6 protein-coding genes are annotated in these 5,806 nt (G+C 41.7%); 4 read left to right on the plus strand and 2 right to left on the minus strand.

Going from position 1 to position 5,806, the window contains the following annotated elements; all coding sequences use genetic code 11:
• From CXF78_RS11845 to CXF78_RS11860, 4 genes are all read left to right on the plus strand, one after another.
• Positions 1-1,316, plus strand: a 1,316-nt coding sequence (locus CXF78_RS11845; RefSeq protein ID WP_102036905.1) for an OprO/OprP family phosphate-selective porin, incomplete at its 5' end; no start/stop codon positions are given.
• Between the two features lie 12 nt (positions 1,317-1,328).
• Positions 1,329-2,156, plus strand: coding sequence for a hypothetical protein (locus CXF78_RS11850; RefSeq protein ID WP_102036906.1), 828 nt, complete (start codon positions 1,329-1,331; stop codon positions 2,154-2,156).
• Positions 2,157-2,237: 81 nt separating this feature from the next.
• The gene (locus tag CXF78_RS11855) at positions 2,238-2,906 is read left to right on the plus strand and encodes a DUF47 domain-containing protein (RefSeq protein ID WP_011639293.1); all 669 of its coding nucleotides are present in this window, start codon (positions 2,238-2,240) and stop codon (positions 2,904-2,906) included.
• 11 nt (positions 2,907-2,917) lie between these two features.
• Complete coding sequence (locus CXF78_RS11860) at positions 2,918-3,961, plus strand: inorganic phosphate transporter (protein ID WP_011639294.1); 1,044 nt, start codon at positions 2,918-2,920, stop codon at positions 3,959-3,961.
• A gap of 103 nt (positions 3,962-4,064) precedes the next feature.
• Here CXF78_RS11860 and CXF78_RS11865 read toward each other — a convergent pair whose 3' ends face one another.
• Both CXF78_RS11865 and CXF78_RS11870 read right to left on the minus strand, forming a co-directional pair.
• Positions 4,065-4,370, minus strand: a complete 306-nt coding sequence (locus tag CXF78_RS11865; protein ID WP_011639295.1) for a DUF3240 family protein — start codon at positions 4,368-4,370, stop codon at positions 4,065-4,067.
• The coding region (locus CXF78_RS11870; protein WP_145991428.1) for an efflux RND transporter permease subunit at positions 4,367-5,806 on the minus strand (1,440 nt) is incomplete at its 5' end. The genes CXF78_RS11865 and CXF78_RS11870, both read right to left, overlap by 4 nt.

Consider the following 5,806-nt stretch of genomic DNA (forward strand, 5'->3'; position numbering starts at 1 on the left):
GTGTTGCGCTGGCAATTTCAGTTGCGCTTTTGTGTTTTCCCTCAAATGCAATGGCGGCTGATTCTGACAAAATCATCGAACTAGAGCGGCGATTAGATGCCCTTGAAAAAGAGTTAATTGAAGCAAAGGATGCGGCAAATAAAGTAGACCGAATTAAGTTTTCAAAAAGCAGTCCAACCCCAGAATTAATATCTAAAGATGGCAGTTCTACCCTTGAATTTACCGGTCGTTTTCAAGCTGATTATGTCAGTGCTGATGAACTGTACACGGGTAACAAATTCACTTATGAAGATAAATTTAACGATGCTAGCTTACGTCGTATCCGTTTTGGTATTGAAGGTTATTTTTCAAATGTATGGAAATATGCTCTCGAATTTGATTTTGACGGTGACTCGGACGTTGAAATAAAAGATGCCAATGTGAGCTATAGAGGCTGGGACAATAATGAGTTAACCATTGGCTTTCAAAAATTTGGCTTTGGATTAGAAGCGACCGGAAGCTCAAAAAACTTGGCGTTTTTAGAGCGAGCATCAACGGATACATTCTCTCCAGAGCGAGGCATCGGTATTGAGTGGGGTTATATTGCCAACTATTATAATTTCAAAATTGGTTATGGTATGAATGCCGGATTCGACGATGACGACCAAAATTTCCAACAAGATATTTTCAATGCAAGATTCACCGCAGCCCCCATCAATAATAATGTCCACCTGTTACATTTAGGCGCAAGTGCGCTTTACACCTTAAACAATGATGAAGTATTAGAAACACGTTACCGTGCTCGCCCAAGCAGTAAGCCAGCAGGTCGAATTATCGACACTGGCAAATTTGATGCAGACTCAACCCAACATTATGGTATTGAAGCGGCTTATCAACGTAATAATCTACTATTGCAAGCCGAGTACATGATCGCAAAAGCTGACCAAGTCGATGACCCAACAATTACTGTCGATAGCTATTATGCTCAAGCCGTGTACACCTTAACCGGTGAAAGCTGGCAATACAGTAACAAAAAAGGCACCTTTAAAGCGATCAGCCCTGCAAGTGCCATTTCTGCTGGAGGTTACGGAGCTTGGGAACTTGCAGTTAGGTATGACCACGCAAACTTTGATGATACTGACTCAGATATTATCGGCGGCAAAAAAACAGACTATATCCTAGGTGTAAATTGGTATTTAGAAAATAACCTAAAAACTCAACTTAACTATGTCCATACCAAAGCAGATTATAAAGAAGCTTATGTCGACATTGATGGTGTCACGCGATACGACCAAGATGGAAATATCATCCAAGCTCGTGTGCAGTTTGCTTTTTAGGAGATAGTGAAAATGAAAACTCATTTACTTGTTATCGGCTTAGTTAGTTTATGCCTCCATAGCGGTGCTTATGCACTTTCACCAAACCAATTTACGTCTTTGGAATACCACGTCAATACTGGAGTAGCTAGCACATTACCTTATGCTGCAGATCAACTGACGCCTGATTTTACAAATGCATTTAGTTTTATCACTCTCGAAGAGGAATTAAGCATAAAACTGGTCACATTTATTGATACGCCCAATCGTGATTTTAATGCTAAACACATTAATATTCGAGTTAGAGAAAATGTGACTACACCACGTAAAAGCAAAATCACCATAAAATTACGTGCCGATAACCCTCAAGCGTTCGGCGAACTGAGTGGTTACAAAAAGGCTGAAGTCGACTATACCGAGGGTAATGCAGCTTATAGCGTCAGTTACGATCTGCCCTATTCTCCCAATGACATCGACATACAGCACGTTAATATCGCTACGGTATTTGACATCATAAAACGCAATCAAGCGATGTGGGACATTGTCAGTGATATATACAATCAACATAAGCAAGATTTGATTCAAACCGTGGTGATGCGAACTCATGGTTGGGACGGATTTGTTAAAGATAAGCGTTTTAACGATGTTGAAATGGAGTTCCAAATTTGGACCCCTTACTACCGTAAACCTCGGATAACTTTCGCTGAGTTTTCATTTAAAGGTAGCGATGGTGATAAAGCGCGGCTGGATGAAGCATATCAATATATTAATCAACAAGTTAAAGCTGTTGGGTTTGATTCTAGCCATCAGGGGTCTAAAACTAACTCTACTTTCACCATTACAGAAGCATTTAATCAATAGCGTTCCTCTGTAGGTCAAATAACGAATCCGTTCATTTGACCTACGTTTCGGCTTCCTTCCCATACTGTTAAGGAGATGCCAATGTTTGGTTTTTCTCGAATCACCACACTTCTCTCGCAAAGTCGCTCGACTGAAACTAAGGTCTATTTATTTTTTGACCAAGTCACATTGTCACATCATAAATCAGTGCAAATGTGGAAAAGTTACTTCGCATATGGCCCCAGAAGCCCTGAATTTGAGCATACGCTAAATGAACTGCAGTCAATTGAGCATCAAGCTGATTTATTGAAAAGAGAAATCGAGCAGATTCTCTATCTTAAAACCCTGATCCCAGACTTACGATCTGATGTGGCTTCATTAATAAACCTTGCCGATCGGCTTATCAATAAGCAGGACATCATAGGGTTACACCTAAAAATTGAGCAACCGATTATTCCGCCAGAAATTGAAGAGGATCTGTTCAGGTTATTGAAGGCGGTAGGTGAAACCATCGATCACACCGTGTTATGCGCTCGCAGTTTTTTTACCGATTTACAACGGGTACAGGAATACCACACAAAGGTTATCGCTTTTGAAAGCGAAGCCGACCGGCTCTGTACCAAAACAAAAATAAACCTATTTGACACTGACTTAGACCTCATCAATAAAGTTCAGCTACGATATTTTATTGACCGTATTGACGAAGTTGCCAATTTATCTGAAGACATCTGTGATCGTATTGCAATCTTCACTCTGAAACGTGCGCAATAAGGAACGGATGCATGGATATTGCAATTTGGATTTTTCTTTCAAGTGGCTTGTTTCTTGGTTGGTCATTAGGCGCTAATGATGCTGCCAATGTTTTTGGCACTGCGGTTGGGGCCAAAATGCTCAAATTTTCAACTGCGGCGATTATTTGTTCCATTATGCTTATTTTAGGCTCGGTCATTAGTGGCGCGGGGGCATCTCATACGTTGGGCGCATTAGGCAAAGTATCGGCCATGGGTGGTGCATTTACTGTCGCACTGTCCGCTGCAACAACTGTGTATTTTATGACAAAATCCGGATTGCCGGTATCAACTAGCCAAGCCATTGTTGGCGCCATTATTGGTTGGAATTTATTTAGCGACATGGCAACAGACTCAAGCGTACTTACAAAAATTTTAACCACTTGGGTTCTGTGCCCTATTCTTGCCGCAGTGGTGGCGATTATCTTGTATAAGTGTGTCACATTTTTGCTGCACACACTCAGGCCAGGACTATTTCAACTAGATAATTGGACTCGCATTGGATTAATTTTTGCGGGGGCGTTTGGTTCATACAGTTTAGGCGCAAATAATATTGCGAATGTGATGGGGGTGTTTGTTCCGAGTACGCCGCTAGATCCACTGCATATTGCAGGGGTAGAATTTAGCGCTTCAATGCAATTATTTTTTATTGGGGCGATTGCGATTAGTGTTGGTGTATTCACCTACTCTAAAAAAGTCATGCTCACTGTGGGAGATAATTTAATCACCATGACCCCAATCAGCGCTTGGGTTGTTGTTATGGCTCACTCAACTGTGCTGTTCATCTTTTCCTCGCAATCACTTTCAGATGCGTTTACCAATATAGGCTTACCTTCTATTCCACTTGTTCCAGTTTCAAGTTCGCAAGCCCTTATTGGGGCGGTCATTGGCATTGCCATATTAAAACGTTTACCAGTGCAATTGGGGGTATTACTTAAAATTTTAATGGGTTGGGTTGTAACACCCATTATGTCGGCTATCTCGTGTTTCATCGGTCTGTTTATTGTGCAAAACCTGTTTAATCAAGTCGTGGTGTAACTCTATTAAGCCAGCAAAGCTTAGTCCTATAGTCTAGTTAACCTATCGAACTTAACCTATCGCTTAATATATCGTTTAATATTAATCACTTAACATATAATCGTTAACATAGGGTGCCGGTTTGATCGATAGGCATAATCCAGTAGCGACAAGGATTATGCTTGCAGACTAACGCGAGCGCTTCAAGAAGTGCCGTCTGCTGAGCTTGAGGGTGCATAATTTCAAACTTGTAAAATTCCCTATAGCCCTCGACTTGCTCCTTGATATTGAAATGACTGTGTTCGCGACTAAATCCACAGATATCACCGAGGCTAAAGCCTGACAAAAAATCCAGTTCAATCAAGGTATCAACGATGTCATCCTTAACATCATTTTGGGCAATCAACACTAAGAGTTGCTCTGTGCTCATTTACGTTTCTCCAGCCAGAAATACAAAATTGGCAGCAAGTAAAGCGTGGTAATCGTTGAGGTAAGTAAACCACCGATAACCACTATGGCTAACGGTTTTTGAATTTCAGCGCCAGGGCCTGTGGCAAACACCAGTGGCATAAGGCCAAACATCGCCGTGGTGGCCGTCATTAAAATAGGTCGTAAACGACGTACGGCGCCTTGTTCAATTCTTTCCAAAAGGCTACTGAACATATGCTTAGTTTGCTCGTAATAGCTCACCATCACGACACCGTTAAGCACGGCAACACCTAGCAGAGCGATGAAACCTACTGATGCAGGTACAGATAAATACTCACCCGACAGATATAAACTGACGATACCGCCCATCATGGCAAAAGGCACGTTGGCGAGGATCAACCCAGCTTTGGCGAGTGAGCCAAACGTAGTAAATAAAATCAACGTGATGAGCGCTATGGCAATAGGAATAACCAGCAGCAGATTGTTAGTAGCACGTTGTTGATTTTCAAACTCACCACCAAAATTGACGCTATAACCACTGGGTAATTGAACCTCATTAGTAATTTTTGCATTCAGTTCTTCAACAAATCCAACAATGTCACGGCCATTAACATTGGTCGTAATAACAGAGAAACGATTGCCTTGTTCACGCTCAATAAGAATGGGACCTTTTTTGTAACTTAGCTTGGCCACATCAGTAACCCGTTTAAGGCTATGATCAGGCATCACTAACAATTGGTTTTGCAGCTCATTAATACTGCTTAAGCTGCTTGGGTTACTGGCAATCAGCACTGGGGTACGTTTTTTGCCTTGTAACACTTCGGTCACTATCACGCCTTCGAGTTGGCTCTTGAGATAACGGGCAAACTCCATGGTACTCATACCAAAGCCTCGTGCTATTTCATTATCTAGGGTGAGGTTAATAAAGGAGCTACCTTCAATCATCGACATTTTCACGTCGACACTCCCTTGAGTGGTATTCACAAGCTGCTGAATTTGACTGGTCAAGTTGCCTAACGTCTCAATATCGTTACCAAAGACTTTTATCGCGACATCACCAATGCTGCCTGTCAGCATTTCGGATACTCTCATTTGAATGGGTTGAGTAAAGTTAAAGTTAACCCCTGGATAGTCCACGAGTACGGCTCTAATCGCTTCTATCAGTTGTTGTTTATTGGCAAAACGCCACTCGCTACGAGGGATAAGCTCCAAAAAAACATCGGTTTCGTTTAGCCCCATTGGGTCTAAGCCAATTTCATCGGCGCCAGTACGCGCCACGATTTGTTTTATTTCAGGTACTTGTGCCAACAGAGTTTGTTCAATTTGCTTATCAATGGCAATCGATGCATTCAGAGAAATCGACGGTGACTTCTCTAACTGTAAAATAATGTCTCCTTCATCTAACGTCGGCATGAAGGTTTTACCAACAACACTAAA

The organism is Shewanella sp. 11B5, assembly GCF_002836795.1.
Classification (GTDB): Bacteria; Pseudomonadota; Gammaproteobacteria; order Enterobacterales; family Shewanellaceae; genus Shewanella; species Shewanella frigidimarina.

Bases quoted from the DNA above. Each gene is read 5' to 3' on its own strand.
- CXF78_RS11865 (WP_011639295.1), bottom strand. From the start codon at position 4,370: ATGAGCACAGAGCAACTCTTAGTGTTGATTGCCCAAAATGATGTTAAG.
- CXF78_RS11850 (WP_102036906.1), top strand. From the start codon at position 1,329: ATGAAAACTCATTTACTTGTTATCGGCTTAGTTAGTTTATGCCTCCAT.
- CXF78_RS11860 (WP_011639294.1), top strand. From the start codon at position 2,918: ATGGATATTGCAATTTGGATTTTTCTTTCAAGTGGCTTGTTTCTTGGT.
- CXF78_RS11855 (WP_011639293.1), top strand. From the start codon at position 2,238: ATGTTTGGTTTTTCTCGAATCACCACACTTCTCTCGCAAAGTCGCTCG.